The 24,920-nt window shown below is 54.9% G+C and carries 25 protein-coding genes, 1 pseudogene and 1 riboswitch; of the genes and pseudogenes, 7 read left to right on the top strand and 19 right to left on the bottom strand.

Annotation, left to right across the window (positions count from 1 at the left end; translation table 11 throughout):
- Nucleotides 1-6 precede the first annotated feature (6 nt).
- Both LGM20_RS12500 and LGM20_RS12495 read left to right on the top strand, forming a co-directional pair.
- Entirely contained in the window at nt 7-519 is a 513-nt protein-coding gene (locus LGM20_RS12500) for a fimbrial protein (protein WP_044523270.1), read from the top strand.
- Between the two features lie 131 nt (nt 520-650).
- Nucleotides 651-1,274 (top strand): helix-turn-helix transcriptional regulator, encoded by a 624-nt coding sequence (locus tag LGM20_RS12495; protein WP_044523272.1) that lies wholly within the window; start codon nt 651-653, stop codon nt 1,272-1,274.
- A gap of 252 nt (nt 1,275-1,526) precedes the next feature.
- Here LGM20_RS12495 and LGM20_RS12490 read toward each other — a convergent pair whose 3' ends face one another.
- Both LGM20_RS12490 and LGM20_RS12485 read right to left on the bottom strand, forming a co-directional pair.
- Nucleotides 1,527-2,717 (bottom strand): OmpP1/FadL family transporter, encoded by a 1,191-nt coding sequence (locus tag LGM20_RS12490; RefSeq protein WP_044523275.1) that lies wholly within the window; start codon nt 2,715-2,717, stop codon nt 1,527-1,529.
- Between the two features lie 60 nt (nt 2,718-2,777).
- On the bottom strand, nt 2,778-4,403 hold the full coding sequence (locus LGM20_RS12485) for a mechanosensitive ion channel family protein (protein ID WP_044523401.1): 1,626 nt from the start codon (nt 4,401-4,403) through the stop codon (nt 2,778-2,780).
- Nucleotides 4,404-4,983: 580 nt separating this feature from the next.
- Between LGM20_RS12485 and LGM20_RS12480 the strand changes: the two are divergent.
- Nucleotides 4,984-5,154, top strand: a pseudogene (locus LGM20_RS12480) (haloacid dehalogenase-like hydrolase); the annotation flags it as partial.
- Nucleotides 5,155-5,214: 60 nt separating this feature from the next.
- Here LGM20_RS12480 and LGM20_RS12475 read toward each other — a convergent pair.
- The 8 genes from LGM20_RS12475 to LGM20_RS12440 form a co-directional block, all read right to left on the bottom strand.
- A complete protein-coding gene (locus LGM20_RS12475; protein WP_044523277.1) occupies nt 5,215-5,835 on the bottom strand; it encodes a LysE family translocator in 621 nt (206 codons plus the stop codon).
- A 187-nt stretch (nt 5,836-6,022) separates the two neighbouring features.
- The gene (locus LGM20_RS12470) at nt 6,023-7,129 is read right to left on the bottom strand and encodes a PTS fructose transporter subunit IIC (RefSeq protein WP_044523279.1); all 1,107 of its coding nucleotides are present in this window, start codon (nt 7,127-7,129) and stop codon (nt 6,023-6,025) included.
- A gap of 42 nt (nt 7,130-7,171) precedes the next feature.
- On the bottom strand, nt 7,172-7,483 hold the full coding sequence (locus LGM20_RS12465; RefSeq protein WP_004179922.1) for a PTS fructose transporter subunit IIB: 312 nt from the start codon (nt 7,481-7,483) through the stop codon (nt 7,172-7,174).
- 55 nt (nt 7,484-7,538) lie between these two features.
- On the bottom strand, nt 7,539-8,009 hold the full coding sequence (locus LGM20_RS12460) for a PTS sugar transporter subunit IIA (protein WP_044523281.1): 471 nt from the start codon (nt 8,007-8,009) through the stop codon (nt 7,539-7,541).
- 126 nt (nt 8,010-8,135) lie between these two features.
- A complete protein-coding gene (alsE, locus tag LGM20_RS12455; protein WP_044523283.1) occupies nt 8,136-8,816 on the bottom strand; it encodes a D-allulose 6-phosphate 3-epimerase in 681 nt (226 codons plus the stop codon).
- 23 nt (nt 8,817-8,839) lie between these two features.
- Nucleotides 8,840-10,102, bottom strand: coding sequence for a PTS ascorbate transporter subunit IIC (locus LGM20_RS12450; protein ID WP_044523287.1), 1,263 nt, complete (start codon nt 10,100-10,102; stop codon nt 8,840-8,842).
- Nucleotides 10,103-10,132: 30 nt separating this feature from the next.
- Complete coding sequence (locus LGM20_RS12445; protein ID WP_044523289.1) at nt 10,133-10,399, bottom strand: PTS sugar transporter subunit IIB; 267 nt, start codon at nt 10,397-10,399, stop codon at nt 10,133-10,135.
- Nucleotides 10,400-10,410: 11 nt separating this feature from the next.
- Complete coding sequence (locus LGM20_RS12440) at nt 10,411-10,848, bottom strand: PTS sugar transporter subunit IIA (RefSeq protein WP_044523291.1); 438 nt, start codon at nt 10,846-10,848, stop codon at nt 10,411-10,413.
- A gap of 217 nt (nt 10,849-11,065) precedes the next feature.
- Between LGM20_RS12440 and LGM20_RS12435 the strand changes: the two genes are divergently transcribed.
- Nucleotides 11,066-12,118 (top strand): LacI family DNA-binding transcriptional regulator, encoded by a 1,053-nt coding sequence (locus tag LGM20_RS12435; RefSeq protein WP_044523402.1) that lies wholly within the window; start codon nt 11,066-11,068, stop codon nt 12,116-12,118.
- A gap of 36 nt (nt 12,119-12,154) precedes the next feature.
- On the opposite strand, the gene LGM20_RS12430 is transcribed toward LGM20_RS12435, so the two are convergent.
- On the bottom strand, nt 12,155-12,367 hold the full coding sequence (locus tag LGM20_RS12430; RefSeq protein WP_238142194.1) for a type 2 periplasmic-binding domain-containing protein: 213 nt from the start codon (nt 12,365-12,367) through the stop codon (nt 12,155-12,157).
- 93 nt (nt 12,368-12,460) lie between these two features.
- On the opposite strand from LGM20_RS12430, the gene LGM20_RS12425 reads away from it, so the two are divergent.
- Nucleotides 12,461-13,015, top strand: coding sequence for an SDR family NAD(P)-dependent oxidoreductase (locus LGM20_RS12425; protein WP_232689705.1), 555 nt, complete (start codon nt 12,461-12,463; stop codon nt 13,013-13,015).
- Nucleotides 13,016-13,104: 89 nt separating this feature from the next.
- On the opposite strand, the gene atzF is transcribed toward LGM20_RS12425, so the two are convergent.
- The 7 genes from atzF to LGM20_RS12390 form a co-directional block, all read right to left on the bottom strand.
- On the bottom strand, nt 13,105-14,901 hold the full coding sequence (atzF, locus tag LGM20_RS12420) for an allophanate hydrolase (protein ID WP_044523297.1): 1,797 nt from the start codon (nt 14,899-14,901) through the stop codon (nt 13,105-13,107).
- Nucleotides 14,898-18,503 (bottom strand): urea carboxylase, encoded by a 3,606-nt coding sequence (uca, locus tag LGM20_RS12415; RefSeq protein ID WP_044523299.1) that lies wholly within the window; start codon nt 18,501-18,503, stop codon nt 14,898-14,900. The genes atzF and uca overlap by 4 nt, the downstream gene beginning before the upstream one ends.
- 166 nt (nt 18,504-18,669) lie before the next feature.
- Entirely contained in the window at nt 18,670-19,305 is a 636-nt protein-coding gene (locus tag LGM20_RS12410) for an urea amidolyase associated protein UAAP2 (RefSeq protein WP_023289733.1), read from the bottom strand.
- Nucleotides 19,306-19,315: 10 nt separating this feature from the next.
- Nucleotides 19,316-20,044, bottom strand: a complete 729-nt coding sequence (locus LGM20_RS12405; RefSeq protein WP_044523301.1) for an urea amidolyase associated protein UAAP1 — start codon at nt 20,042-20,044, stop codon at nt 19,316-19,318.
- 4 nt (nt 20,045-20,048) lie between these two features.
- Nucleotides 20,049-20,825, bottom strand: coding sequence for an ABC transporter ATP-binding protein (locus LGM20_RS12400; protein WP_044523302.1), 777 nt, complete (start codon nt 20,823-20,825; stop codon nt 20,049-20,051).
- Entirely contained in the window at nt 20,822-21,637 is an 816-nt protein-coding gene (locus tag LGM20_RS12395) for an ABC transporter permease (protein WP_023289736.1), read from the bottom strand. Before LGM20_RS12395 ends, LGM20_RS12400 begins: the two co-directional genes overlap by 4 nt.
- 24 nt (nt 21,638-21,661) lie before the next feature.
- The gene (locus LGM20_RS12390) at nt 21,662-22,720 is read right to left on the bottom strand and encodes a putative urea ABC transporter substrate-binding protein (protein WP_044523304.1); all 1,059 of its coding nucleotides are present in this window, start codon (nt 22,718-22,720) and stop codon (nt 21,662-21,664) included.
- Between the two features lie 56 nt (nt 22,721-22,776).
- Nucleotides 22,777-22,875, bottom strand: a riboswitch (guanidine-I (ykkC/yxkD leader).
- Between the two features lie 539 nt (nt 22,876-23,414).
- Between LGM20_RS12390 and LGM20_RS12385 the strand changes: the two genes are divergently transcribed.
- Together LGM20_RS12385 and LGM20_RS12380 are read left to right on the top strand one after the other, a co-directional pair.
- Entirely contained in the window at nt 23,415-23,765 is a 351-nt protein-coding gene (locus LGM20_RS12385; protein ID WP_044523307.1) for a hypothetical protein, read from the top strand.
- 45 nt (nt 23,766-23,810) lie between these two features.
- Nucleotides 23,811-24,035 carry a hypothetical protein gene (locus tag LGM20_RS12380; RefSeq protein WP_032428852.1) on the top strand — a complete coding sequence of 75 codons (225 nt, stop codon included), beginning with the start codon at nt 23,811-23,813 and terminating at the stop codon, nt 24,033-24,035.
- A gap of 228 nt (nt 24,036-24,263) precedes the next feature.
- On the opposite strand, the gene LGM20_RS12375 is transcribed toward LGM20_RS12380, so the two are convergent.
- On the bottom strand, nt 24,264-24,695 hold the full coding sequence (locus LGM20_RS12375; RefSeq protein WP_044523310.1) for a DUF4354 family protein: 432 nt from the start codon (nt 24,693-24,695) through the stop codon (nt 24,264-24,266).
- Between the last annotated feature and the right edge of the window lie 225 nt (nt 24,696-24,920).

Here is a 24,920-nt window from a genome sequence, read left to right as displayed (position 1 = left end):
TGTTAAATGAAAATGAATAAACTCGTGTTGCTGATGGCATGCGCAATAGTATTGCCTGCGTTGTCGGCAGACAACGTCGATATCAAAGTCACAGGTCGTATTATCGCAGCGCCCTGCGTCTTTAACGGGGGGAGTGAAAATATGAATGTTGATCTTGGTAATATTCAGGCAACAAACATGTTCACCCCCGGGTCATCTTCCGATCCGGTTACCTTTAATCTCCTGTTTTCCCGCTGTCCGCCGGGTACGCTAAGCGTGACAACCCGTTTTAGCGGAACGCCTGACCCGGAAGCGGGCATGAATTATTACCAAAACAGTGGCACTGCAACCCGTGTGGCCATTGCGATGTCTGATGCTACTACAGGTTTGTTGATGGGCAGCGGATCCAGCATCACGCAAAATATTGCCGCAGACAGAACGGCGACGATTCCGATGAGCGCCATGGTGACCTCAGTGGCGGGAAGGCCAACACCAGGTTCCATTCATGCCGTTGTCGTTTTGACAATGCAATACAACTGACGGGTCGCTGGCTATAGCGGGTCATAGGCGCCTGAGTCGTCTTCCCCTTCAGGAAGCTAACAGGGTAAAAAAGCTGCGTCTATTATTCCCCCAATGCAGCTGCGCTTAATAATTATGTTTCGGTATAGTAAATGGTTAACATTGTAATAAAAGAGTGGGATACCCTCTTTAGGCGTGGACTGACCTTTTTTTTTAATGATTTCTTTTCTCAGCACAACACTAAAGTTAATTTCAGCTTTAACTTTACCTCCGAAAGCGTGAAGGTAGCGGACGTTATTGTGCTGGCATTATGCCCAGGAGAATGTTTTATTTGCCGCCCTGAGCTGCGGAGTCGAAAAAAAAGCATTGTGATTGGTATTGTTGATGATGACATGCGTGTCTCAGCGCTACCCTCTTGCTTTCAGGATATTATCTTTCTCTCTCGCCGACATTCCGTGACGCAGTTACGTACAGCAATGCATACCGCCTGGCACCGGCTGCAGCAGACAAATTATCGGCACTCAACCGGGTCATGTTGTGATTGCCAGCTTACCAAACTGTCGCCACAGCAAATCCGCATCATGAGCTATTTAAATGAGGGGATGTCAGTCATGCAAATTGCCGAAGAACTGATGGTGAGTGAGAAAACGGTCTATACGCATAAATATATGGTGATGAGGAAATTTAACTTACATAGCGATTATGAGTTAATGCTCCTGCTCAATAAACTGACAATAAATAACGACTGGCCCAAGGGCTTTATAAATGTAAATTAATGATAGCTGGCAAATCACAGAAACAGACCGCCGGGCGTCTTCCCTGCGCCACTTACCATCGCCCCCGGGTCTCAAAGAAAGACCCGAGGGATCGTGGATAACCAGCGCTCAGGATATACAGGCGAATTAATCAAACTGAATCAGGATAAACGCCACACCCACCGTACAAAGGCGGTGATGTCCCTTTACGAGGGCACAAAAAATCATCTGTGCATCCCTCCCCGCGCATTGCACGGCAAAGACATCAGCCCATTAGAATTGATAACTATAGTTTACATTAGCAAACCATAAATATGGGTGGTTGTAGCTACCGCTATAGATAGCAGGCGACTGAACGTGAGACGATTGCATATGCAAGTAGGAGACGGCGACGCCAATATTACTCTGCGGTGTAATCTGGTACTGGGCGCCTGTGGCAAAACGCCATTCATCACCCGTCGGTAAGGTCAGCGCTACGTTACTCTGCGAATCGTATACCGTGCTGTCAAAGGCAACACCAGCGTTGAGACGCCATTGTTCGGTAGGACGGTACTGCACGCCTAATGCCGTATGCCAGGAATCCTTCAGACGGCTATTTTTATCCAGTTCCTGCCCCGCCACGGCAATTTGTGGGGCGCCAAACTGGCTCCAGTCCTGCCAACCGAGATCGCCCATCACCGACCATCGTTTATTGATATCATGCACCAGGCTCAGCATAATTTGCTGAGGCGCGCGTACCTGCGCTGAGACAGGAAGCTCGTACTCAACGTTGGCTAAATTCGGCAAGCGCGCCTTACCATCAATATCAAAATCGTATTCTGTCTTACTCGTCCATGCTATACCAAGCCGGGTCTGGTCCGTCAGCTGCATCAGCAAGCCAAGACGATACCCTAACGCCCAGTCGTGATCCTTCTGCGTTTCATCAGTATTATCGACGTTACGTGTTAATGACAGGAAGCCATAGTTGATGTTTACAGAGCCGCCCACAGACACTCTATCGCTTAATTTGTAAGCTATGGAAGGGCTGAGTGTCATCGCCACCATGGTGCTTTTCTTGATTAATCTGTCCCCAGCCCACTGACCAAAGTCAATCCCCAGGCCGTAGTTGCCGTAAATGCCGAGGCCAGCATAGAGATCATCATTGATTTTTTGCGCATAGAATGCGCTGGCATTAGGGAAGAAGCGCATAATATCCCCAGGGCTCTTACGTCCGGCGTCATCGTTAAGTGAATAAGATACATCACCGTCCATCGCCTGAACTCCCCCCGTAAACATATGGTCAGGCAAACGAGTCATCCCGGCCGGGTTGGTGACAATCGTTGATGCATCCTGAGCGCGAGCAGCTTGCCCTGCGCCTGCCAGTGCCGTATCTTCTGTGCCAATTTCGTAGAAGTAGAGTGCGCTCGCCTGCGTGGTCTGCGAAATAAGGAGCCCAAAACATACCAGTATCAATTTTTTTTTCATGCGCTATCTGCCAATTTATATTACAAAATGTCCCTCTCTGTCAGGAAGGACGGAAATAAGTTACGCACTCACATTTTTACTGCCATCAGGAGGAACCGCCGGGGCTGAATACCAGTTTTCTTTGGCAACAGTGACTGAACCCTCGGGTTGCATAACATAATTCGGGGACATAATCTGTACGTTGAATTCGTTAAATACATCCTGAATATGGCTATAAAGTTCATTGCGTGCTGCGGCTAAGGATTGCCCTGCTTTCAGTTGTACCTGTAATTCATAGGCGATATACCAGTCCATCAAACTGAGCTGGCGTACCAGCGGTGGTTGAGCCGGATCGACTGAGCTTGCCCGTTTGGCGGCGAGCTCTAGCATGGCATGAACCTGTCGCCAGGGTGTGTCATAACCAATCGTCACGCTGATGGTCAGGTTGATACCACCACCGTGAGCATGTGCGCTCAAATTGGTGATTTTTCCACTCACAACCACCGCATTAGGCACCGTGACCACGTAATTTTCTCGGGTAATGATCTTGGTGGCCAACATACCAATTTCACTCACCAGCCCTTCGTTATCGGCCACGCGTATCACATCGCCTTTGCGCAGCGCACGGGAATAAATCAGTACAAGACCGCTCATGGCGTGGTTCATCACCCCGGCGGAACCTAACGTCAACATCAGACCAAAGAAGACGCTGATCCCTTTAAACGCGAGTGAGTTAGCGCCTGGCAGAAAAGGGTACGCTGCTGACAGCGCAAACAGCCATACCACCACAACGATCAGTTTACGAGTCGCCCCGACCGTTTCCGGATGAATGCCAGGAAGTTGCAAACGCCCTGCTGCCACCTGATTGAGAACCACTTTAAGCAGTTTCAAAATCACAGCGGTTAGCATAAAAATAATCAGCACAATCATCAGGCCCGGCAAGGCAGATACCACAGCAAGCGCTATGCCCTGAAAAGCGCGCACAGACCAATCGCCCAGTGAGGCTCCCCATACGCGTGTCCATGGGAACAGGCTTAATACCCAGCTCAGCCAGACATACAGTGCTATGACGCCCAGCAAGATCATCAATGTGGCATAAAGTCGCGCTTCGATAGCACCGATAAAGCGTCGCCAGCTTTGGGGGATCCAGCTACGATTCTCGATGATACGTCGCCGAAATAGATGTTTTACCCTGCGCCATGAGCGGTATGCACCGTACCAAAGCGCAGCTAGCCCAAGCAGTCCTCCAACGGCTTTTATGGCGGAAAGCACCAGCCAGCTGCGGTTATACTGGTCGCGCAGAGCGGTTCTCTGTGCCTCCATACGCGCCATAACCCGCTGCGCGGCCTGATCGAGCGTGAGATCATCCCCTTCGTCAAGATCACCTTCGGTAAGCAGCATAACTGGCTTACCGTTCATCACGATGAGTTTTCCAGGCTGGTTATAACGGGTAACAGACACCAGTTTGAGAGGTTGGCGAACATCCTCCTCAGTGAAATTCCGCAGCGTATTTCTAATTCGCAATACCCGCTCTTCCGGCGTGGTAAGTCCAAATTTAGCCTGCAGCATGACTATCGGCTGATGAAAGATATATACCGTACGCGCACGCTCTTGCGGCGTCGCCTCCTGTCGTGGCTCTGCGGCATGCGAAATGAAACTTGTTATCGTGAACAAGCTCGCCAGACAAATGAACAGAATTTGCTTCATTTCCACCCTCAACCCACGAAACATTGTTGTTATTGTTCTGAAAAGTTTTGAACTATTTCTCTTTAATAATTGAGCATAGACTAGCCGTTCGCTTCTGCAATACGCACCAGAAGATATTGTTCGCCTGTCTTATATCTCTCCCCCCGCCGACTAACGGATACAACCGACTATTTCGAAGTTAAAAGTGAGTTCACATCAACATTGCCCAAAGGATAACATTTTTCACCAGTAATGCATAATACGTAGCCTATAAAATAATACGATTATTTAATCGATTCAGCATGAATACACTAAACTTTTGCATGATAATAAGTTAAAGGGATATTCGGATTTTCCTTCCATTTATTTGACGCAACGATGGAAGTGATGCTTCGTAACTGACACGGGATGCCGTAGCGCCGCTAATTTATTAATAAACAACATTTCCTTTTATATAGTCTCGTTTTTGAATTAATCTGGTATTCCGATCTGTGACAGAGAATTCACTATAACCGCTAGTAATATTTCATTGACGATACGTGATTTTTCGTCAAGCCTATTAATTTTATTACTAAAATTAATATAAGCTTTTTTACCCGTCTCCTTTCGCCTTCTGGTTCATCATACGGCTCCCGTGTGTGAATATGCCTATGACAAGCTGGTTGATGGATTAACGCAGGCAAAAGCGCATGGCTGGACCGTCGTTGATATGAAGCAAGACTGGAAAACGGTGTTTGATCCGGCACAGTGTGTGACCTGGCCGGGATCGTAGAGCGTGTACCTCAAGATAGCTGAGCAAAGCGCAAAAACAGGGGCAAAGGCCCCTGTTTTATTACCGGCGGCTCATCGCCAGCTTCGCCGCAAAAAGCAGAAACAGGCAGCCGGTCGTTCGATCCATCCATTTCACTACCGCCGTTTTTTTCAGAATACCGGCGGCATAACGAGTGACGGTAATCAGCGTTAACGACCACAGCGTACCAATCAGTACATGGATAGTAACCAGGAGAAAGGTCCATGTGATGGGGGAATGCCCCGCCGGGATAAACTGAGGTAAAAACGAAACGTAGAAGACGCCCATTTTGGGATTAAGCACATTTCCCAGCATCCCACGCAGAAACCAGTTGCTCGTGGCGGTTGCCGCTGCCGGATTGCTGTCAAATTGCTGGCGCGGACGCAGAAGCAGCTGGATGCCCAGCCAACAAAGGTAGCCCGCGCCGCACCATTTCAACAAGGTATATGCCAGCTCAGAAACCGCCAGCAGCGCGCCCAAACCAAAGGCCACCAGCGCGCCCCAGATAAAGCACCCGAGATCGATACCTAACGCGGCATGCAAGGCTTTGCGCCCGCCTTCAGCGGTCGTCGTGCGCAGTATAAGCGCGGTATCCAAACCTGGCGTCAGGGTAAGCAGAGTGGCAGCGAGGGTGTAAGCCAGAAGTGAATCAGTGACGAGCATTTCCTGTCTCCGAAAGAGACAAGGCTACTGAAGCGTTCACATTTTTGCAACAAGAATGATCACCCTGCTCCACCTTCACCTGGGCTTCTGCCAGACGCAAAACACAGCCCATAACCAGGAAACAGTCGGCTATGGGCGGGTGTGCAGGAATAGCACAATGCGATTGATAAAATAATATAGAGGTAAGTTAGCTCACTTTAATATCATCGAGGTCGATATCCTCTTCTTCGTGATCGTTATTAACAATGACATCGCGCGGTATATCTTTTTTGATGACAGCGTAGACTGTAGCGGTGACCACGATATTCACCAGCAGCGCCATAATGCCGGCCATGGGATGTGACATGGTGGGGATCATCAATACCCCACCAAAAGGCACCGTGGCGTCCGCACCATATACCATGGTCACTGCCCCACCGCACGCGCCGCCGATGGCCGCGGCGGCGATACCGCGGACGATATCGTTCATGACGATCGGGATAGAGCCTTCAACGATATTAACAATCCCCATCGGAACCGCCGATTTTAAGGTTTCCACTTCTTCACTGTTATAGATGTTCTTACGCAGAAGCTTGGCAATGAAAAAAGCCAGGCCGAAACCAATAGGCGTTGCGGTGTTAACTAACTGAAGCGCGGTAATCGGCTCATTTATTCCCTGCGCCTGCAGCGTCAGAACGAAGGCAAAGCATGTCTTATTGAGCGGGCCGCCAAAATCAACGATACACAGCGCGCCTATCACTGCGCCCAACACTAAATTCGATGACGTACCCATACTTCTCAGGAAAGACGTAAGCGCTTCCGTAAAGATACCAATAGGCGTACCGATGATATAGACCATAATCAGGCAGCTGATTATGGAAGCAAAAAAGGGCACGATCAACGTCGGCATCAACCCGCGGGCCCAGTCCGGGACCTTCACCTTTTTAATGATCGCCAGCGCGATATAGCCGGCAATGTAGCCCCCGATCATCCCGCCGATAAAGCCAGCGCTGATGGTGTTTGCCGCCAGCCCGACGACAAATCCCGGTGCGATGCCCGGCTTGCCAGCAATCGAGCCGGAAATCCCCACCGCAATGACCACCGGCAGCAGCCCAAGCGCCTTAGCGCCCAGAGTGGCCATCGCCTGCCATAAATCAAATTGCCCCGGAGTTAACGTGTCCTGCACTGTTCCACCAAGCCCCATGCCGATAGCAATAATAAACCCTGCGCCACAGACAATGGGGATCAGAAACGAGATAGCGGTCAGCAGATGTCCTTTAGGATTTGCTGCTTGCCATATTTGTTTTAGAGACATAAGTTACGCCCTTAAGTATAGAGTCAGCAGGCCGAAATAAAATTATGAATTGACTATTTCGCTGAGTTTTTCAATCAGCTTATTGGGAGATTTCACTGCCGTTTCTGTGGCGACTTTGACCACTTTCTTACCCGCAAATCGCTCTTCTCCCGTCACTTTAACATCAGCGGCAAGCAGCACAATATCTGCCATGGCAATCTCATCAGCGGTTAATTGATTCTCAATGCCTATGGTCCCTTGTGTCTCTATTTTAACGTTATGACCGGCTTTTTTGGCGGCTGTTTCAATTTTCTTTTGAGCAATATAGGTGTGTGCAATTCCCACCGTACAGGCGGTAACTCCGACGATATTCATCTCGATTCTCCGTAATTTATTTAATAAGGTACAAAAGGATGTTAACAACTATGTATTACGCATCGGCGCTTTCAGTTTCCGAATTGAAAAGCGCAATGATTTTATGTGGATCAGATTCAACCAGTAACTTAGCAATAATGTCTTCGTCTGCCAGCGATCCGGATACTTGCGCTAACAGGCGAATATGAGTGGCATTTTGATCCACCAGGCAGACAGCAAATAAAATAATACAGCGGACATCGCTACCATCCATTGTCTCCCAGGGGATTTCATGTTGGGTACGACCGATAGCTAATGCGGTTCGGGCCACACCGGAAGATTTACCATGCGGGATCGCAATATGATTTTCAAAACCGGTTGAGCCTTGCTCTTCACGTAACCAAACATCGCGAATAAAGTCCTCCTTATTGGTCACCGCACCATCCTGTACCAGTAACTCGGTGAGTTCTTCTATCACCTCTTCTTTCGTTCTGGCAGTCATTTTTAGCTTGATGTTCTTTACATTAAGTACTGTAGCAATATCCATAATTCACCCGCATTCATATAGAGTGGTCGTTGAATAACAGAACAGGCATCGCTGGCGTGATGCAGTTTTTTTAAATTCACTTGAATATACACTGTGGTTCGAAATAAATAATACGCAAAAAATGAATCAGGCAGCGACGGTTTCACGCTGGAAAATATCGATCATTCTATCCCACGCCAGGCTGACATCTTCATGAAGAGAAAACAGGCCAGATGTACCAACGATAAATACATCCACCCCAGATTCAGCAATCAGACCAAAGGTTTTTTCATTGCAAGAACCATCAATTTCCGTGAGATAATGATAGCCATTATTTTTGCGCATACTGATGAGCTTTCTTATTTTGTTCAGCGACTCAGGAATAAACTTTTGCCCGGCATAGCCAGGGTCAACTGACATGACCGTCACTTTATCCAGCAGGTGCGCATATTCAGCAATGCTTTCAGCCGGTGTCGTCGGGTTCAGCACCACCCCGCATTGTTTTCCCGCATCCTTGATCTGATTCAGCAGGCGGAATATTTTGTTATTCGCAGTCTCGGGATGGAAGCTAATGATATCGGCTCCTGCGTCGAGACACATTGGGATAATATCTTCCGGGTGGTTCACCATCAGATGGACATCGATGGGGACGGTAGTGATTTTTTTCAGATTCTCAATAAAAAAGGGAGACAGAGTGATATTGCGGACGTAATTGCCATCCATTATATCTACGTGATAAAGATCCGCTTTGTTATTCATGGCTGTGATCTGTTCTTTGAACTGTGTCAAATCCATACACATCAGTGAGGGTGAAAATTTTGCGCCCATAAACCAGCTCCGATAATAAATAGTTAGTTAAACATTGCGATGATATGACCTAAAACGATGCCGACAACGCCAAAGTCTGCATCGCCAAAGGTTGTAGAACCCAGGCCCATATCTCCCATCATTGGCAAAAGGATTGCCGGCAGGAACGAAATGAGCAGACCATGGGCAAATGCCCCCACCACTGCCCCACGACGTCCGCCGGTGATGTTGCCGTAAACGCCAGCCGTTGCCCCGCAGAAGAAATGAGGCACCAGTCCCGGGACGATGACGCTCAAACCGAACAGCGGGCAGAGAAACATGCTGAGCAGGCCTGCAACAAAGCTTGCGAGAAACCCGACGATAACGGCATTGGGAGCAAAGGGAAACACCGTCGGGCAGTCCAGCGCGGGTTTCGCGTCTTTCACGAGTTTGTCTGCAATACCTTTAAACGCTGGCACAATCTCAGCAATCACCATCCGCACACCGGCGAGGATGATATAAACCCCCGCAGCAAAAGTGAGGGACTGAATAATGGCGAAGATAATAAAATTTTGACCGGCACTCAGGGTCTCCTCGACAAAGGTTTTGCCCGCGACGACCACCAGCACCAGGAACAGAATCATCATGGTGAGAGAGATGGCCACCGACGAGTCACGAAGGAAATTGAGTGACTTAGGCACTTTAATTTCTTCAATCGAGGGGCTACCTTTCCCTACGACTTTTCCCACCAGCGCGGAGAGCAGATAACCAATAGAGCCAAAATGGCCGAGAGCCAGATCGTCGGTATTGGTAATTTTTCGGGTAAACGGCTGCAAGATCGCCGGAGAGATCACCATCATCGCGCCGAGAATCACCGCCCCGATGGCCACCACCCAACCACCCGACAAGCCACCTACTGACAAGATCACCGCCAGCATCGCGGCCATATAGAGCGTATGGTGGCCCGTTAAAAAGATGTACTTTAATGGCGTCAGACGCGCCAGGGCGATATTGATCAACATGCCCAGCACCATGATTGTGGCGGTTTCCGTGCCATAATTCTTCTGCGCCAGCGCGGCCATCGCGTCGGTGTTAGGCACCACCCCCTGAATATGAAATGAATGTTCAAATAGTTGGCTAAAAATGGTTAATGTATAGGCAATGATACCGGCGCCAGCCGTTAAAATAACAAAACCCATGATGGTTTTCAGGGTGCCTGAGATAACGTCTGAAATTCCTTTTTTTTGCAACAGCAGACCGATTAGAGAAAACAATCCAACCAGAATCGCCGGTGTCCCTAACACATCGTAAATAAGGAAATGAAGCATATTAAACTCCACGGTTCAGAAAGCCGTTGCTTAAATGTGTTCTGCTAAAATCTCTTTGATTTTATTGTTGTCGAGTAAATTACTTAATCCAACAACCTTCGCGGAATGACCAGTTAAATGTTCGGCAATATCGTTGGCGCTCAGAATAAGGTCCGCAGTTTCGCTTTTCGCTGACGTCAGGTCGGTATGTGCGACTTCAGCCTCTTTATTCATTTCAGCAAGGATTTTTTTGACATTCATTTCAACGATAAAGCTGCTGCCTAAACCATTGCCACAGACGATGAGTACTTTTTTCATTCTCTTTTCCTTCAGTCAATAACGGCCTGAATTGCCTTAATATCATCGGCTTTTAACAATCGTTCTAGCTTTTGCCGATCGCTAAAGAGTTCTGCCAGTTCACCGATCATCGTGATATGTTCATTCCCGGAACAAGCGCATAGCATAATAACCACGTATACCGGGTCGTTCTCAGTCGAGCCAAATGAGATGCCCTCTTTAATATGAAGGAGTGATAATCCATTCCTCAATGCACCTTGCTCGGGGCGGGCATGAGGCATCGCTAATCCTGGGGCTAATAGATAATAAGGCCCAAATTCTTCATGGCTTTTAAAAATCGCCTCAATATAGTGCTCTGCCATATACCCCTGCGCCAGCAAAGGTTCTGCTGAGAGTCGAATGGCATTTTTCCAGTTATCTATTGCGTTAATGACATTAATTTTATCCGGGGTTAACCAGTCTCTAATCATATGCACTCCCGAGGGATTCCATGTGCTGAACTATAAACAGCTAAATAAAATGCAACTGTGATACATCTCTCAAAGTTAGCGCTAACAAGCAAAAATGTTAAAAACAGAGTTACCGCTAACATGTGTTATAATGTGCTTTCCCCTACGCTGTGGTAAGTTATAATGCGTATCAACGATTTACTTTTGTTACTTATTATTTTTCAAACGGTTGGTGATCCTGGTGAAGAGTCTAGACGCAGACAATAGCCCGAAAGAAAAACGTCGTAAGGGAACTGGGAAGATAACCCTGACCGAAGTGGCTGAGTTTGTCGGCGTGAGCGCCATGACCGTCTCCCGTGCGCTGAGAATGCCTGAAAAAGTCAACCCTGACCTTCGCGATCGTATTGATGCGGCAGTCAGTCAACTCGGCTATGTCCCCAATCTCCAGGCGCGTAATCTGGCGTCGGTCCATTCCGATCTCATTTTGGCCGTCGTCCCCACCTTCTCTTCGCCAGGTTTTTTGCCGGTGTCGGAAGCATTACAAAAAATGCTGACTGAACGTGGCTATACCATGATGTTTATGGAATCTGGTCATGACGGTCAAAACGAACAAAAAACGTTTGAAAAAATGCTCGCCTATAACCCGGCAGCGATTATTCAGTTCAATATCGACACCATTGAGAGCTGCACCCAGCTGCTGGCCAATGTAGATGTGCCTATCCTGGAAATTGGCGCGTTAAATACCCAGCCTGTTGGCATGTGCATCGGCGTGGATTACGGTAAGGCAGTGAAACAGATCGTAACCCACCTCGCGGATGCCTCATTAAAAAACATCGCGTTGTTGTGTACCCCAGCCAACAATACGATGTTTCGCCAGCTTCTGAGTGGCTGGAATACGGCGATGTTGGCCCTGAACCGTTCGCCACATCGGGTGGTGACCACGCATTTGCCTTCAACCATCGCCACAGGCGTGAATATTTTCAAGGATATGATGATTACCTGGGGCGATCTGGATGCGCTAATTTGCACTTCGGATGAAATGGCGTGCGGATGCATGATGGCCTGCCACAGCGCCGGGATCAAAGTGCCCAATACCGTAGCCATTGCGAGTTTAGGCGGCGGGGTTTTATCGACAGTCTGTTCCCCTGCCCTGACAACCGTTGAATTTCCCTGGCATGACATTGGGGTGAAGGCGGGAAAAGCGCTTCTCGAGCTGCTTAACGATAAGCCTTGTGAAAAGTTCATAGAAATTCCGTCAGTACTCAAAGTCCGGGCCAGTACCGCGGTATAACCGCCATCCATGGCTTACTCTAGCGGTCCCCCCTGCTTATCGCTTCAATTCGTCCTGCCACAGCGGAGATGACGCCAGCTGATGGCATAGCGTGTCGATAAATACCCGGGTCTTGGCGGGAACCAGCGTGCCGGGCGGCATCAGGGCATAAACGCTGACCTTCGCCGCGCTACGCCAGTCGGGCAGCACGCGGACCAGTTCCCCGCGCTGCACCGCCTTGCAAACCATCCACCCCGGCAGCAGTGCGATCCCGGTTGCCCGAATAACCGCCGTCAGCAGCGCTTCACTGATATTGGTGGTGAGGGATTCCGGATTGTCCTGTCCTCACGCAATAAAAACTATGTGGCGGCGCAGGCCGACCAACTGAGAGCGGCTGGATTAGCCGCGGAAGGTCGCGTGGCGGACGCCAGCGATATCACCAGTATCGTGGAACTCATTCGCGAGGTAGAGGTGGAGACCGGCGGCGTGGATGTGCTGCACTTCAACGCCGCGGCCATGCATGACGGTAATCTGGAGACCCAGTCGGTGGCAGGCTTCATCCAGGATCTCACCACCAATGTTGGCGCGGTATATGCCGCCATCAAAGCGGTCACTCCGCTGATGGCCGCGCGTGGAGCAGGCGCGATCCTGCTGACTGGCGGGATGTTTGCCACTCAGCCTCATCCGGAGTATCTGACGCTGAGCGTCGGTAAAGCCGGGCTGCTTAACCTGACGCATGCCCTTTTTCCGCTCTTAAAAGCGCAGAATATTCATCTTTCCATCGTGACGGTGGGGGCGTACGTCAAGCCGGGTTCCGTCGAAGTCCGGGAGATTGCCGAACTGTTCTGGCAGCAATACCGCCAGCCATCAGCGCAATGGACAGCCGAAGTGTTTTATCCCGCCCCACACAATCAGTAACCTTCCCCGACCGTCGCTCGGCGTCAGGGAGGCATCGCCCGGATGGTGCGGAAGTTCCCTCTGCGGCGCTATCGCAGAGGGTGTTCCGTTTACCTGGCCAGCCACTGACGCCAGCCGCCCCAGGCGGTGATCTCGGTGGCCGCGCCCAGCCCCCCGGCTTCGCAGATAAAGCCTGTCACCCAGCGGCCGTCCGCCAGCTCAATCTGTCCCAGCCCCAGCGGCGCGGGGATGGCGGCCAGCAGCGACCCCACCTCAGCGCTGGGGATCTCCCAGACTTCCACCGCTATCGCAGCCCCCTCTGGCTCGTCACGCACCATCGCCGGGCGCTTGCCATCCGGGAGGGCATACAACCGATAGCGCGGCGCGCTGTGGGTCGCCTGCAGCAGCCGGCCGCCCCGCGCCAGCAATTGGCCGTTCAGCGGCTGGCCGGTCAGGTGGGCGCCGCATACCGCCAGGGCCATCCGATCATGGCCCGCGGGGCGCGCAGGCGGCGGGCTCTCCAGCCGCGCGCCGCCTGCCAGCGGCAGCCGCTCCGCGCGCTGGAAGGCGTCGGCCAGGCTCAGCAAATACTGATCGGTAAAAGCCCGGCCGAACAGCGTGACGCCGGAGGGCAGTCCGTCGGGCATAAACCCGCACGGCACGCTCACCGCCGCATAGTCCAGCAGGTTCATAAAGTTGGTGTAGTAGCCCAGGTCGGCGTTGCGGGCGATGGGCTCCGCCGCCAGCTCGTCCAGCGTTACCGGCCGCGGAACGGTTGGCGTGAGCACGCAGTCCAGCGTCTCGAGGATAGCATCGCACTGCGCTTTATACTCCTGCAGCTGATACATCGCCTTAAAGGTCGCCGTCGCGTCGATATCAGGCGCTTTCGCCAGCACGTCGCGAATAACCGGCAGCACGGCGTCCGGCTGCTGCTCAATCAACGGGCCAGCCACCGCATAGCGTTCAGCGACCCATGGCCCGTCATACAGCAAGCGGGCGGCGGCGAGAAAAGGCGCGAAATCGATCGCCACGGCTTCCCCGCCGAGCGCCGTCAGCCGCTGCACGGCCTGGGCGAACAGCGCTTCGCTGGCGCGGCAGCCGAGGAAGTTAAGCTCCCGCGGGACGCCAAAGCGAAACCCGGCGGACGGCCTGCCGAAGGCCTGACGACTGTTCCACTGGGGATTGCGGCGGCTGTAGCTATCCTGCGGATCGGCCCGGGCAACCAGCGCCAGCAGCTGGCTGGCCTCGTCGGCGGTGGCGCTGAAAAAGGTCACGCAGTCCAGCGTGCGGCAGGCCGGTACCACCCCGGCGGTGGAGATCACCCCTTTCGTCGCTTTCAGGCCCACCAGGTTATTCAGCCCGGCCGGGACGCGACCGCTACCGGCGGTGTCGGTCCCCAGCGCGAAGCTGGCGACGCCCAGGGCTACCGCCAGCGCCGAGCCGGCGCTGGAGCCGCCGGAGGGATAAGCGGGATGGTACGCGTTGCGGCAGCGACCATACGGCGAACGGGTCCCGTTCAGGCCGGTGGCAAACTGATCGAGATTGGTTTTGCCCACCGGCACCGCCCCCAGGGCAATCAGCTGTGCGACAATGGTCGCGCTTTGCGTCGGCCGGTAAGCAAACGCCGGACAGGCGGCAGTGGTGACGATCTCCGCAAGATCAATATTATCTTTGATGGCGAACGGCACCCCGTACAGCGGGAGCGTGTCTGGCGAATGGCCTTCCAGCGCCGCCAGAAACGGCGCCTGCTCCGCTTCGCTCAGGAGATGGATAAACAGATTAAACTCGGGATCCAGCGCTTGCGCCCGCTGGCGGATCTCCGCCAGCAGCGCGCGCGGGGTGGTGTGGCCGTTACGATAGTTCGCCGCCAGAGTCGCCAGGCGTAAATCAAACGTCTGCTGCATCATGCCTTCTCCTCAATAATCACTGCCACCCGCTGCCCGGCACGCACCGCGCTGCCTGGCTGCACATTGACCTGCTGAACCCTGCCATCGCACGGCGCCAGCAGCGGGATCTCCATTTTCATCGACTCAAGCACCACCAGCACATCGCCGGCGCGTACCTGGCTGCCGGCCGCGGTCTGTACCTGCCACAGATTACCGGATACCGGGCTTTCCACGCCCTGCTCCCCCGGCTGCAGCGGCGCATCGCCCGCCTCTTCTGTCGCGCTCTCCTGACTGTCGAAATGGGCCTGGCCGCTGGCGATCCAGCGCTCGCGCTCGTCGTTAAACGCCCGCTGCTGATGGTCGCGAAATGCGCTAATGCTCTGCGCCTCGCGAGAGAGAAACTGCTGGTACTCCGCCAGCCGCAGCGTGCTGTGCTCGATGCGCAGCGGGTAGCGTCCGAGCGGGAAATCGCGGCGAATAGCCAGCAGTTCTTCCGCCGAGACCGGATAGAAACGCAGCTGGTCGAAAAAGCGCAGCAGCCAGGGCTTGCCGGCAAAATCGGCCACCTCGTGATAGCGATTCCACATCTGCAGGGTGCGGCCGACAAACTGATAGCCGCCCGGGCCTTCCATGCCGTAAACGCACAGATACGCTCCGCCGATGCCCACCGAGTTTTCCGCCGTCCAGGTTCGCGCCGGGTTGTATTTGGTGGTGACCAGCCGATGGCGCGGATCAAGGGGCGTGGCCACCGGCGCGCCGAGATAGACATCGCCGAGACCCATCACCAGATAGCTGGCGTCAAACACCGTTTGCCACACCGCCTGCTCATCCGGGAGATCGTTTATCCGGCGAATAAACTCGAGGTTGCTTGGGCACCAGGGGGCGTCCGGGCGGACGGTGGTCATATATTTGTCGATCGCCTTGCGGCAGGCCGGATCGTCCCAGGAGAGCGGGAGATGCACCACCCGTGTCGGAACCTGCAGATCGTCGCTCATGCAGACCGTGGCCCACTCCTCGCGGACCCACGCCAGCAGTGTCTCCAGCGCCAGCGTTTCCGGCTGGAAATGGAGCTGCAGAGAGCGGATCCCCGGCGTGATATCGATGATCCCGTCCCGGGATTGCCCCTCAAGGGCCTGCATCAGGGCATGGATGCGAAAGCGCAGCACCAGATCCAGCTCCGCCTCACCGGCCTCCAGCAGCAGATGGGTATCGCCGGAGAGGCGCGCCACCAGGCGTTTGTCAGCGTCGCCGCAGGTCATCACCACCGGCGAGGTGAGCGGCACAGGCTGCCAGGCAACGTCCTGCGCCTGCAGGGTCGCCAGCTCTGCGCGACGGCCTGCCGCCAGCCGCCGGGCGGTGGGGACGTCAACCGCCACAAAGCGCACCTTATCCCCCGCCTTAAGCTGGCCCAGCTGCCAGAGATCGGCTTCGATCACCGTGACCGGGCAGACAAAGCCCCCGAGGCTTGGGCCGTCCGGCCCGAGGATCACCGGCATATCGCCGGTAAAATCCACCGCCCCCACCGCGTAGGGGTTGTCGTGAATATTCGACGGATGGAGCCCGGCTTCGCCGCCGCTGTCGCGGGCCCAGACCGGCTTGGGCCCGATCAGGCGCACGCCGGTGCGGCTGGAGTTAAAATGCACTTCCCAGTCGGTGGCAAAAAAGGTCGCCATATACGCCGGGGTAAAGAACTCCGGCGCGCCGTGGGGGCCATAAATCACCCGCAGCGTTCGTACTTCCAAAAGCTCAGGGCGCAACCCTGCGGGAAGCGCCGCGCCTTCCATGGTCTCAGCCGGAGGCGCAAGATGCAGCACGTCGCCGGCGCGCAGCGCCCGTCCGCCGTGGCCGCCAAACTGACCGAGGGTAAAGGTGCTTTTACTGCCCAGGTAGTCCGGCACCTGAATGCCGCCGCGCAGGCAGAGATAGCTTCTGACGCCTGGCCCGCTTATCGCCCCCAGCCTGAGGGTCGCCCCCGCCGGAACAGAGAAGACGCCGTCCATCTCCTGGTCAATGCCGTCGAGCGTTACGGGCAGCGGCGCGCCGCAGACCACCGCCTGCACCGCGGTATTAAATTTCAGCGTGGGTCCGCTAAGGGTGATCTCCAGCGCGGCGTCGCCCTCGGCATTGCCCAGCAGACGATTGCCCAGGCGCAGCGCCCGGTCATCCATCGGGCCTGAGGGCGGTACGCCCACCGCCCAGTACCCCAGACGTCCCGGGTAGTCCTGGACGCTGGTCTGGGTGCCGGCGCTGAGTACCTCCACGGTATCGGCCCGGTAGCGCAGTTGCTCCAGACAGCGGGTCCAGGGTTCCCCGGCGGTGAACGGCGCAAAGCCAAGGATCTGCTGCAGGTACTGGCGGTTGGTTTCGACGCCGTACAGGCGGGTCTCCGCCAGGGCCTGCGCCAGGCCGTCGATCGCCTCATCGCGGCTGGGGCGCCAGACGATAGCTTTCGCCAGCAGCGGGTCAAAAAACGGCGGTACTTCACAGCCGGCCTCCACCCAGCGGTCGATGCGCAGGGTAGCGCCGTCCGCCGGCGGAAACCAGACGTCGGTTAACAGTCCGGGCGAAGGCTGAAACTGGCGGCCAGGATCTTCGGCGTAAATTCGCGCCTGAATGGCATGCCCCCGGGGCTGTAGCCCGGCGGACAGCTCGCTCAGCGGCGGTAAATCCCCTGCCGCCAGGGCGATCATCCAGCGCACCAGGTCCACGCCCCACACCTGCTCCGTGACGCCGTGCTCCACCTGCAGCCGGGTATTGACCTCGAGGAAATAAAAGCGCTGCGCCGCGCTGTCGTAGACAAACTCCACCGTCCCGGCGCTGCGGTAGTTCACCGCTTTACCGAGGGCAATGGCCGCGCTACACAGCGCCTGCGCCATCCCGTCCGGCAGATTTGGCGCCGGCGTCTCCTCAATCACTTTCTGGTTACGCCGCTGCAGCGAGCAGTCGCGCACGCCGAGGGCGATAACCGCCCCCTTCCCGTCGCCGAAGATCTGCACCTCGAGATGGCGGGCGCGTTCAATATATTTTTCGAGAAACACCCCGGCGTCGCTGAAGTTGTTTTGCCCCAGCCGCTGCACCGTGGCAAACGCCTCGCTCAGTTCGCGGGCGTCGCGGCAGACGCGCATGCCAATCCCCCCGCCGCCCGCCGTGCTCTTGAGCATCACCGGGTAGCCCACCGCCTCTGCCGCCCGGCAGGCTTCTTCGCTGTCGGCCAGCAGGTCACTGCCTTCCAGCAGCGGAACGCCCTCCGCTTTGGCCAGCGCGCGGGCGGTATGCTTCAGGCCGAAGGTTCGCAGCTGTTGCGGGGTCGGGCCAACAAACGCCAGTCCCGCCGCCTCACAGGCCTCGGCGAAGGCGGCGTTTTCCGACAGAAAGCCGTAGCCGGGGTGGATGGCGCGGGCGCCGCTCTGCCGCGCGGCGGCAATGATCTTCTCTACGACTAAATAGGTTTGCGCTGCCGGCCCCTCGCCAAGGCTCAGCGCCTCATCCGCTTCGCGGACGTGCAGACTGCTCAGGTCGGCTTCGGCGTAAACGGCGACGCCCTTCACCTGCATGGCGCGCAGGGTGCGCAGAATGCGGCAGGCAATCGCACCGCGGTTGGCAATCAGTAAGGTATCAAACATAAGCGGAACTCACAGCGAAGCGGGTCGTCCCGCAACAATTCGTCTTCCCCTGAGGTCGTCCCCGGGAGAACCGGCGCTTAAAGATGGCGCGTCGGCGTGTGGTTCAGGCGGTCGGCGCGAACGGCGAACAGCCGAAAGGCCAGCAAACGCCAGCGCTGCCAGCGGGTCAGTTCCATACCAGCACCTCGGCGGGGGTCGGGTTCCAGCCATTGCAGGGATTGTTGAGCTGCGGGCAGTTGGAGATCAACACCATGGCGTTGCACTCCGCGCGCAGTTCCACGTATTTTCCCGCCGCCGAGATGCCATCCGCAAAGGTCAGACCGCCCTCCGGCGTCACCGGCACGTTCATAAAGAAGTTAATGTTGGCGCCGATATCGCGCTTATGCAGACGGCCATCATGCAGACAGGCGCAGAGGAAATTATCCCGGCAGCTGTGCATGTAGCGCTTGTCGAGGGCGTAGCGGACGGTGTTGCTCTCCTGGGCGCAGGCGCCGCCGAGGGTATCGTGCCGCCCGCAGGTATCGGCCACGATGGTCATCAGCGGACGGCCAAGGTTGGAATAGAGCACGCTGCCGGCGGTGAGGTAGGCGTTACCCTGGCGGCGCAGCGTGCGCTGCGCATCGTAGCGCTCGCGCGGGTTGTCGGCGTTGTAAAACAGGGTATCAATCGCCTGGTTGCCTTCGAGATCGAGCAGACGCAGGGTTTGCCCTTGTTTAACCTCGAACAGCCACGGCTCCCCGGCGGGGATCACATGGCGATAGACGGCCTCTTCCGGACGTCGGTGACTGGTGATAAGGGTCATAAACGCCTCCTTACAGGGCAAAAAGTTGGGTATTGCGGAACGCGCGCAGGTTCTCATCGCGGGTCAGGAGCGCCTGAGTGGCCGCGTCTTCATCGTCGGCCTGATACCAGCTCAGCTGTACCGGACGGGGGGCATACTCTGTGGCCGGATCCTGAGGATGCGGTAGCGCGGTGAGGACCAGCAGGACGTCCATCGGGGCATACAGTTCCACATAGTCCCCGGCGCGGCTGTTGCCGGAGACAAAGTGAAAGCGCCCCTCGTCATCGACGGTCACTTTGCTGAAGAAGTTGACCACCATCAGCAGATCTTCCAGACCGAGATCCCATTTCCCCATCTCCACCAGCAGGTTATCGACGCCGTTGCGGTAGAAGCCATTGCGTAATTCCTGGTAGCGTCCGTCGCCATATTTGTCGTGCGTCTCCCCGGCGTTGAGGACCCCGCCGAACGGATCGTGCCAGCCGCAGCTGTCGGCGACGATCCCGGCCAGCACCCGGCCCATATCGGAGTAGAAACAGTGCCCGGCGGTCAGGCGCGCGGTATGCTGTCCTTTGAGGGTATCCGGCAGGTTGAGCCGCTCACTTTTCTCATGGGGATTGAGCATCATCATGCTGACGTTTGCCCCGCCGTCGAGATCGGTCAGGCGCAGGATCTGCCCTTTGCGCAAAATCAGCGAGGTGTGCGCCCCGCCGGGAAGCCGCTCTTCGCGCAGGCTGGGGGTGGAGTGAAACAGTTCAGTCATCAATTTATCTCCTTAATGCGTAAACGTTGGTGTCGCTACCGGCGGCCAGTTGCGCCATCCGCGCTTCATTGAGCGGGATGTCGTAGGTAATACGCGCTCCCCAGGCGTTGGGCGCCTGCGGGTCGATGCGCACTTTGTCGAACACCAGCAGCCTCGTGCCCAGGTTGAAGCCTTCGGCCAGGTCGTGGGTGACCATAAACACCGTCATGCGCGTTTCGCTCCACAGCTGGAGCAGCAGCGCATGCATATCCTTGCGAATGCCGGGATCCAGCGCGCCGAAGGGCTCGTCCAGCAGCAGCACCCGCGGCTGCATCACGAACGCCTGGGCAATGGCCAGCCGCTGCTGCATCCCGCCCGAGAGCTGCGCCGGGTATTTATCCAGGGCGTGTCCCAGGCCCACTTTCTCCAGCATTCGCTGGGCCTGTTGCCGGGCCTCGCGCTTTCTGCCGCCAAACAGGCGCCCCAGCAGCGGGGACGCCGGCAGCTCCAGGCCGATGGCGACGTTATCCAGCACGTTGAGATGCGGAAACACCGAATAGCGCTGGAAAACCACGCCGCGACTGCGGTCCGGCTCCGCCGCCAGCGGCTGGCCGTCGAGCAGGATGGCGCCGCGGGTCGGTTGCTCCTGACCGAGCAGCAGACGCAGAAAGGTCGATTTACCGCAGCCGGACGCGCCGACCATTGAGCAAAACTCGCCCTCTTTCACCTGCAGATTAATGCGCTCCAGCACCACGTGGTCGCCGTACTCCTGCCAGATGTTTTTGATGTCGATAAAACTCATCCCCGGCCTCCTTCCGCCCACGGGAAACAGGCTTTGTGCAGCTGACGCAGCGCCAGATCCATCAGCCATGCCAGCAGCGTGATCCAGATGACATACGGAATAATCACGTCCATCGCCATATAGCGCCGCACCAGGAAGATGCGATACCCCAGCCCGGCGGTGGCGGAGATGGCCTCGGCGGAGATCAGGAACAGCCATGCCGAGCCCAACAGCAGGCGCAGTGAAGCGATCAGCCGCGACAGCAGCTGAGGAAGCACCACCCGCAGCACCACCGTCCAGCTATTGGCCCCCAGGGTCTGCGCCTTTATAAACAGCTCCGCCGGGATTTCCCGCGCCCGCTGCTCCAGGTCGCGCGCCAGCATCGGCGTAATGCCGATGACGATCAGCATCACTTTCGACAGCTCATCCAGGCCAAAGACGATAAACAGCACCGGCAGGATCGCCAGCGGCGGGATCATTGACACCACCGTCATCAGCGGCGACAGCGCCGCGCGGTACATCGGGAAGACGCCGGCGGCGATACCGATGCCGAGACCGATCAGCGACGAGACGGCCAGGCCCGTCAGCAGACGGCTCAGGCTGATCAGCGTGTCGGCCCACAGCAGATACTCGCCGCTGCGTTTGTCCGGGGTGAACGCCATCCGGTCAATGGCCGCCGCCATCTGCGACAGGCCTGGCAGCAACTTGTCCTGCGGATTGGCTTCCAGCCGCACCGCCGATCCCATAAACCAGGCGGCGATCAGCAGCACAAACGGCAGCAGCATCAGCGTCAGGCGCATCCCCTTTTGGGGATATCGGTTAATGTGGCGCATGGCGTGGTCTCCCGGCGGCAATCATTACAGCTGGCCCGCGGCGGCCAGCTTCAGGTAGCTGTCGTCAAAGCGCAGTTTGCGGTTGGCGGCATCGCCGAGCGTGACATTGCCCGGGAAGGTCATGCCGATAAAGTCCGCGCTCTGCGCCCCCTCGCCCAGCAGACCTTTATCGAAGGAGAACTGCGCCACACGCTGCATGGTTTTCGCCAGATCCGGCGAGGCGATAAACTCCAGGGTGTCGGCAGGCGTCCAGAAAAGATGAGTGGTTTTGAGCTGCGCCTGGTAGCCGGCGAGATCGGTACCGGAGTCGGCGGCCATAGCGCTCAGCGCCTGGGTATCGCCGGCCTTCATTTTGGCCATCATTTCAAACCACGCGCCGGTCAGCGCTTTGCCCAGCGCCGGGTTATCTTTCAGGGTCTGGGTATTGACCACCATCATGTCGATGAGCTCGCCCGGCACCTGCGAGGAGCTAAACACTTCGCTGGTTTGCGGGGTCTTTTTGATAACCGACAGCTGTGGATTCCAGACCACCGCCGCCCGCACGCCGCTGGTGCCAAAGGCCGAGACGATATCGGCATCGGAGGTATTCACCACCTTGACGTCTTTTTCCTGCAGCCCGGCTTTTTCCAGGCCGCGCACCAGCAGATAGTGGGAGACCGACAGCTCCGGGAGATACACCGACATCCCTTTCAGGTCGCTGAGCTTTTTATCCGCCCCTTTCAGAACCACCCCGTCGTTACCATCGGAGTAGCTGCCGGTGATCAGCGCCGTGCTGTCGACGCCGCCGGCCGCCGGAATGGTCAGGGCGTCCATATTCGTCATCGTGCAGCCGTCAAACTGCCCGGCGGTGTACTGATTGATGGATTCGATGTAATCGTTGAGCTGAACAATATTGATTTTGATGCCGTACTTGCTGGCCCATTTATCGATGATCTTTTCATTGCTGATGGCGCCCCAGGGCATCCAGCCGGCGTAGATGGTCCAGCAGACGTTGAACTCTTTCTTGACGGCGGCAAAGGACGGGACGCTGGTCAATAGCGTCAGTGACAGGACAAGTGAGCGGAGGAGCGGCGATGTTTTCATGGTGGACCTCTGGTTAGCACGAGAAACGGAGCAGCGCGACACCCAATGGTGCTGCTGTCTCCCGGGCTTTTATCCCGCCGTGTAACCTCGCCGAGGTCGCCAGCTCTCGGACCAGACGTTCACCGCGGTGAACCGGAACCCTAGCCAGCTATTGTGTGATCTAAATTGTCTGTTGCGCTGCTTTCTGCTGATGGTATTGCAAGCGCCATGCCAGGAGCCAGACAGCCGTGCTTTCAGTGATTTACCGCCAATCGGCGCATCGCCTCCCAAAAATGGGGAGTAAAAGTGGGGCATTGCATAGCTTTGGTGCAAAAGGAAAGTCCACCGCGTCCTGGCCAACAACCGGCCGTGGGTCATGGGGGATGAATCCTGTAGCTGATTATCATGGCGCGGGGTAAATGTTTGCCATTACGCCGCTTCGACATGGGGGGATGTCGCAGGCGCTTCTTCCCTGTCCCGTCGCCAGGGGCATCAGATTTTTACCGCCTGTTTTACCCGCCTGACGGTAAAGCATTTAAATGTTGAATACATACTAACGCTAAATCGCAGGGTTGTGCGTTTTAACGCACGGTGATAATATTGCGCCACGTTAAGTAGAGGGGTGGAATAAATTCACCATTCGTTAACTCAGAATGCTTGGCCTGTTAAATACAAGTTAAAATCACGCCAATGTTATTTAATACAGAGAGATTCCATGAAAATATTGCTGATGTTGCCCCCCCTTTTTCTGTTAAGTGGTTGCGTGGATCTGGGGGATGTGGGCATACACCCGGAAGAAGAAACCTATTACGTTAATCAGGGAAAAAATCAGGTGATTGATTGCCTTCATTATGCCGCTTCTAAAGCGAATTTATCGCTGGAATATGATGACACCCTTCCTGAAAACATCGATAAGTACAACCTGATGAATACTGAAAACACGACTGTCGCGTGGGTGGAAATCAGTAACTTCAACGGCAGGCAGACTTCGGTAGAATTTTATTATGCGCCGCATGCCCCGGATATACATCGGTCGGTCACTACCATTGCTGAACGGTGTACATAATGCCCGGATAACCAGAGACAGAGTTAAGCTGACAAGAAACGAATGATGAAAACTTCTCTCCTTTTGCTAATAGCAGTGCTGGTGATTTCTGGCGAGTTACACGCTGATACTGTTTTTTATCAGGATAGCCATTTTGTCGGGCACTCTCTTTTTACAGGCACCGTAAGCAAAGCGAAGCACCATAATAAATTAGCGATGAGTTTTGGCATTTGCCAACTGAGAAAAATCATCAGGAGCGTCACGGATAGCGACGCAAAAAAAGACGCGTAAAGATTGTCCAATAACTGGCCAGTGTATCCCCCTCCCGGCAGACGCACCTCCCCCGTAAAATGAAATACGAGTGACCTACTTCAGATGAGCGTGGTGCTTGACACGGTTGATGTCTGCCGCGCATGCCCCCTCATCATCCAGATGTTATGTTCATCTCGTAACACCTGACGAACGCCTGGTGTTACGCTAACGTCATATAAGGCAGATCATCCACGCTCGGGATGGTAGTTATTTTGTTAAGCAGTCTTTACCGAAAGCGAGACGGACAAAAGGTATATTCAGTATTTCAGGATCGGCGCTGCTGAAGAACACGTTACCTGTTCGGCTTTCAATGGGTTTGTATTTTTTCAGCATCTCCATTTCAATACCCGTGCTCATAAATGACTTGCCATTTTTATCATACAAAAAGAAGCACATTTTGTTATCTTTGCCAGGTTCAATGCTTTTATCAGAGAAGTTATCAAGCGTAACTTTATAGGTCACCAGATACTTCGCCTCGCCGGTCACGCTATCCCATTCACTTCCGGCGGCCTCCTTTAGGGCAAAAATCTTGACCCCTGAAAAATAAGGATCTGGATTCTTTTTTTCAATAGCCTGCACCGTTCCTGAGGCAGCGATGGCTACAGCCAGCGCAATACCTTTGGCAATATAATTATGCATTTCCTACCTCATTCAATTTACTATTAAGTGAACGCTACCATAGATCATGATATTGGTATTATCAATGATATTCGCCGTCATCACTATTTGATGAAAATCCAGTCTGTCATTATATTTAAACTTATAAATCAGTGCGTTGTAAAAATAACCATTAAAATAATTCTAATGTGAATTTAATAAATTGTTAACTGTAACTTATTTTTCACTTATTTCTGCGTCATGTTT

It is taken from the genome of Klebsiella quasipneumoniae subsp. quasipneumoniae (assembly GCF_020525925.1).
GTDB classification, from domain to species: Bacteria; Pseudomonadota; Gammaproteobacteria; order Enterobacterales; family Enterobacteriaceae; genus Klebsiella; species Klebsiella quasipneumoniae.
The sequence above is the reverse complement of the archived record's forward strand: the minus strand, read 5'-3'. Positions and strand labels throughout refer to the sequence as shown.

Excerpts from the sequence above, each read along its gene's own strand:
- LGM20_RS12500 (WP_044523270.1), top strand. The coding sequence starts at position 7 with ATGAAAATGAATAAACTCGTGTTGCTGATGGCATGCGCAATAGTATTG.
- LGM20_RS12495 (WP_044523272.1), top strand. The coding sequence starts at position 651 with ATGGTTAACATTGTAATAAAAGAGTGGGATACCCTCTTTAGGCGTGGA.
- LGM20_RS12490 (WP_044523275.1), bottom strand. The coding sequence starts at position 2,717 with ATGAAAAAAAAATTGATACTGGTATGTTTTGGGCTCCTTATTTCGCAG.
- LGM20_RS12485 (WP_044523401.1), bottom strand. The coding sequence starts at position 4,403 with ATGAAGCAAATTCTGTTCATTTGTCTGGCGAGCTTGTTCACGATAACA.
- LGM20_RS12475 (WP_044523277.1), bottom strand. The coding sequence starts at position 5,835 with ATGCTCGTCACTGATTCACTTCTGGCTTACACCCTCGCTGCCACTCTG.
- LGM20_RS12470 (WP_044523279.1), bottom strand. The coding sequence starts at position 7,129 with ATGTCTCTAAAACAAATATGGCAAGCAGCAAATCCTAAAGGACATCTG.
- LGM20_RS12465 (WP_004179922.1), bottom strand. The coding sequence starts at position 7,483 with ATGAATATCGTCGGAGTTACCGCCTGTACGGTGGGAATTGCACACACC.
- LGM20_RS12460 (WP_044523281.1), bottom strand. The coding sequence starts at position 8,009 with ATGGATATTGCTACAGTACTTAATGTAAAGAACATCAAGCTAAAAATG.
- alsE (WP_044523283.1), bottom strand. The coding sequence starts at position 8,816 with ATGGGCGCAAAATTTTCACCCTCACTGATGTGTATGGATTTGACACAG.
- LGM20_RS12450 (WP_044523287.1), bottom strand. The coding sequence starts at position 10,102 with ATGCTTCATTTCCTTATTTACGATGTGTTAGGGACACCGGCGATTCTG.
- LGM20_RS12445 (WP_044523289.1), bottom strand. The coding sequence starts at position 10,399 with ATGAAAAAAGTACTCATCGTCTGTGGCAATGGTTTAGGCAGCAGCTTT.
- LGM20_RS12440 (WP_044523291.1), bottom strand. The coding sequence starts at position 10,848 with ATGATTAGAGACTGGTTAACCCCGGATAAAATTAATGTCATTAACGCA.
- atzF (WP_044523297.1), bottom strand. The coding sequence starts at position 14,901 with ATGATGCAGCAGACGTTTGATTTACGCCTGGCGACTCTGGCGGCGAAC.
- uca (WP_044523299.1), bottom strand. The coding sequence starts at position 18,503 with ATGTTTGATACCTTACTGATTGCCAACCGCGGTGCGATTGCCTGCCGC.
- LGM20_RS12410 (WP_023289733.1), bottom strand. The coding sequence starts at position 19,305 with ATGACCCTTATCACCAGTCACCGACGTCCGGAAGAGGCCGTCTATCGC.
- LGM20_RS12405 (WP_044523301.1), bottom strand. The coding sequence starts at position 20,044 with ATGACTGAACTGTTTCACTCCACCCCCAGCCTGCGCGAAGAGCGGCTT.
- LGM20_RS12400 (WP_044523302.1), bottom strand. The coding sequence starts at position 20,825 with ATGAGTTTTATCGACATCAAAAACATCTGGCAGGAGTACGGCGACCAC.
- LGM20_RS12395 (WP_023289736.1), bottom strand. The coding sequence starts at position 21,637 with ATGCGCCACATTAACCGATATCCCCAAAAGGGGATGCGCCTGACGCTG.
- LGM20_RS12390 (WP_044523304.1), bottom strand. The coding sequence starts at position 22,720 with ATGAAAACATCGCCGCTCCTCCGCTCACTTGTCCTGTCACTGACGCTA.
- LGM20_RS12385 (WP_044523307.1), top strand. The coding sequence starts at position 23,415 with ATGAAAATATTGCTGATGTTGCCCCCCCTTTTTCTGTTAAGTGGTTGC.
- LGM20_RS12380 (WP_032428852.1), top strand. The coding sequence starts at position 23,811 with ATGAAAACTTCTCTCCTTTTGCTAATAGCAGTGCTGGTGATTTCTGGC.
- LGM20_RS12375 (WP_044523310.1), bottom strand. The coding sequence starts at position 24,695 with ATGCATAATTATATTGCCAAAGGTATTGCGCTGGCTGTAGCCATCGCT.